The organism is Psychrobacter celer (assembly GCF_016107555.1).
Taxonomy (GTDB): Bacteria; Pseudomonadota; Gammaproteobacteria; order Pseudomonadales; family Moraxellaceae; genus Psychrobacter; species Psychrobacter celer.
The window spans coordinates 1-3,605 of sequence record NZ_JABASU010000046.1 but is presented as its reverse complement, the minus strand read 5'-3'; the positions used below and the strand labels follow the sequence as shown (position 1 = coordinate 3,605).

Genomic DNA, 3,605 nt, shown 5'->3' with positions numbered 1-3,605 from the left:
TAATCACACTGTAAAGACAGAATTTTGGCAAAAAGATGCCAAAATCTGCGTCTTGACAGTGTGATTACTGGTCGTTTCTCGGTGGCTATGGGGTGCGATGGGTTGGAATGTTTTCAGCTAAAAGGACTAGGGCTGTCATACTGTCTTTCTCGCTGATGATGCTGTTCTTGGAGTCGGGGGTGAGGTTTAGGCTCAGACTGCTTAACTTCTTCGGGGCTAGGTGGGTGCATCTCATTCAGTTTAATCAGATCATCAATGTCATATTCTATTTTATGCTTATGCAAAAAATCCTTGATAGCTAAATTATTGTAGTCGAGCGCTATATCTCTGTCGGAAATATTTTCAAAAATAAAATCCTCAATACGTTGCGCAGTTCTATTGCCTTTCAAGTGCCAGTTTATATCTGTATAACCCGTAGCAGCATTCTTATCAAAGACATCGACATGATGAGTACCAGACTTAAAAGCATTGATAGCTTTATGCAGTAATGAGCCAATAGGAACATCACCTTCTAGTCTTTTATCAAACCTGCCAGTTTGCTTATCTTTAGCCAATACATAAGCTCTAACATTAACTAAATGAAAAGCCGTCCGACCTAAGATTTTCTGCTCCGCCTCTGCTTGTGCTTTATGTTTTGCTCTTTGTTGCGCTTGTACCTGTTCTTGACGTTTTGCGTCTATTTCTGCTTTCTGTTGTTCTATGATTTCATGCTGTCCATTGATAAATTTAGTGTATTCGTTAATTGCTTGACCTGATCGTTCAAGCGCTCGTTCACTCCCGATAACGCTTTGTTTTGTGTCATCAATTCTTTGTTTTGTGTCATCAATTCGCTGTGTTGTTTGCTCGATTCGCTCTGTTTCTGATTGATGCTTTGAATCTGCCCAATCAATTCTTGCTTCTCGATTATCAACGTGTTGCTGGATCGATTCAACTCTTGAAGCTGCTGTCTTAATTTGTCTAGTTCTACGTTCTGATTGTTCACTGTATTCTGTAATTGCGTGTTCGCTACTGTCAATTGCTGCACTTGTAGCAGCATCGTATTGATCTGCTGTGCTGATAATGTGTGCCCTATTTTCTTCTTCGATTTTGTCATTATATTCCCCAATTTTTGAGTATTTTCCTTCTCGAACTAATGCAGCTTCGTACCGTCCTAGGTGTTTTGTCGGTTTAAGCGGTAAACCCAAATCTTTGTAGCTTTTATGTGTGACAGGGGCTATATCATGCCGTTTTAAAGCTTTATTTTGAATATCAGCCCAGTCACTACGAATTTCGGATAAAGCGTCAGCCCCAGTAGATAGACCACGTTTGAGCCGCTCAGTATCGGACAGATCGAGATCAATCTTGTCACCTAAGACCAATTCGCCATTTTCAATTTTTGCGCGTCTGCTAAGCATGACAATATGAGCATGAATATTACGGTCATCACTATTATCTTTAGATGATTTCTTAAGTTTGGGATCATGCACAAAAACCATTGCAATCGTATCTTGGTCGGCTGCTATTTTCTCAGCAAATTCGCTAAACATCGCCACATTCTCAGCCAATGACAATTCATGTGAGCCAGCCAAAACAAACTCACTAGCTAGCTTTGCGTTTTTTTTCATAGCGCCACGTTTTGTCGTTTCAGTGTTTTCAACGAGCTGGGCGATAGAAGCAACGTCAAACGAAGCGCCTGCATCAATCGCGTCAATCATGAGATCAGCGCCAGCAACTACTTCAACGTGGGCAACATCAGATTTATTTCGATAATCATGCGTTTTTGCATTTTCGTTTTTTTCGTTTGTATCAGTAACTTCTAGTCCACCACGATAAGCAACGGCAGCACAAAGATTGCTACCATTACCCCGCGATATTGATTTTTTTTCAAGCCGATAGATTGACATATCACCACCCAAAATTTATCTGATCATAGTATCTTACGCTTTTGCTTTTTGTCCCTCTGACTAAGAGCGCAGTTACGAGAAATAACAAAAACTCCCCTACGGTACATTTTTATCATTTATCTAACCACGTTGGGGGCACCCCAAACCCCCAAAAAAATTACTGATTGTATTTTGGATTATACAAGTAGCGATGCTTAATTTTCGCATAAGTAAATACCAAACGGCGATCGTCAGTTTCACTTTCTTCCTCATCCTTACCAGTATTAACTAAATCATCATTGGTAATATCATCATCACGTTTGAGGGCATTTTTAAGAACCCCACCACTGGCAACAAATCTTAATTTAAACGTCTGCCGCGTTAATTCATAAAACCATTCATTAGCTTTTTTGCTGCCGTCACCTACCATGTCATCGGGTTTAACGGAATATTTTAGCGTTTCCATTACTGCATTTTTTATTGCATCTTCTTTTGTTTCACCTTTTTTTGCTCTGATTGACCTTATATCAACAATTGGCTGATAATCAACGCGCAGAACGTCACACCACAGTTCAGACCATTTTTGTTGTGACATATAGCCCGTAGAAAAATAAGAGGGCTTAACAAAAAGCATTACGTGAAAATGTGGGTGTGCATGGGTATTGCCAAAAATTGGACATATAACATCAGGATCGGATTTTTTCTTTTTCTTTTGCTTTGGTCGTGTGACTTCTGTTGTTCTGATCCAACCATCGACAACACTGTAAAATGCTTTGCGTTTAACAAGCCTATCCCAAGCCTTATTCATATGCTTCAACGTTTCACGCAAGTCACCAATAGGCGGATTCTTGATAGTAAGCGTTAGAAACAGCCATCGCCCTTTAGGATACTTATCTTTGATTTCTTCATAAGCAACATACATGTTAGATTTCCATAGCAACGAGCGTCGCCACTGGCAAACTGGACAATGACGTACGCGACAAAAATTGGCATTTTTCAGCTTTAAACCATCATCATTAAAGCCATAAGCCAAAAATGTACTGCAATCTGTCATACGTTCATGGTAACGCTCAAATTCAGGTTCGTAACCGTATATATCGCCCACCTGCTCCGTTCTATGGCGTTGGGCGTCCCATATACTATCTTTTTTTGAAACCTCGCTGAGTGGCAATTCTGTGCCATCTAAGGGCGGTATTTGATATAAATGTTCAAAAACGTTAGTGATCGGAACGATTAATTTAGGAGAACTTCTTTTTTTGCTTTCATACCATGTCAGGTAAGCAGGTTTATACTTAGTGTCAGTATAAGGAACGTTAGGAAAGATAAGGGTTCGAATAGGATAAAATACATTGGTGTCAGTACCAATATAATCACCCTTCGTATTGACGAGGATGCTGGGATTTGGCATTATGTACGTACAAACCTTGTTTTTGTGAATGAATGTCAGATACTCATCACTATGCAAGGTTTTTTTTTGCCTGTCAATAAAATCTTACTATATTAATTTATAGCATATAAACAACATCAAACCCTTGTACTGTATAGCCTAAGCAGCATTTCAACGCCTGATTTCAATCCGTGAGTTATCCCTATAGTATAAATAGAAGGAAAAACCCCCAAAATCACCCTTATTTTTGGGATTATAGTCATCACCCACACACCCCATTTAGCCAGTTTTTTAACGCCCATAATCACACTGTAAAGACAGAATTTTGGCAAAAAGATGCCAAAATCTGCGTCTTG

General features: G+C 39.5%; 3 protein-coding genes. All 3 read right to left on the bottom strand.

The window, feature by feature from the left end; translation table 11 throughout:
- Positions 1-113: 113 nt before the first annotated feature.
- The gene (locus tag JFC05_RS12560) at positions 114-1,883 is read right to left on the bottom strand and encodes a MobA/MobL family protein (RefSeq protein ID WP_198337127.1); all 1,770 of its coding nucleotides are present in this window, start codon (positions 1,881-1,883) and stop codon (positions 114-116) included.
- Between the two features lie 157 nt (positions 1,884-2,040).
- Positions 2,041-3,270 (bottom strand): protein rep, encoded by a 1,230-nt coding sequence (locus JFC05_RS12555; protein WP_198337126.1) that lies wholly within the window; start codon positions 3,268-3,270, stop codon positions 2,041-2,043.
- Positions 3,271-3,386: 116 nt separating this feature from the next.
- Positions 3,387-3,605: hypothetical protein (locus tag JFC05_RS12820; RefSeq protein WP_227697557.1), on the bottom strand; the 219-nt coding region annotated here is incomplete at its 5' end.

Excerpts from the sequence above, each read along its gene's own strand:
- JFC05_RS12560 (WP_198337127.1), bottom strand. The coding sequence starts at position 1,883 with ATGTCAATCTATCGGCTTGAAAAAAAATCAATATCGCGGGGTAATGGT.
- JFC05_RS12555 (WP_198337126.1), bottom strand. The coding sequence starts at position 3,270 with ATGCCAAATCCCAGCATCCTCGTCAATACGAAGGGTGATTATATTGGT.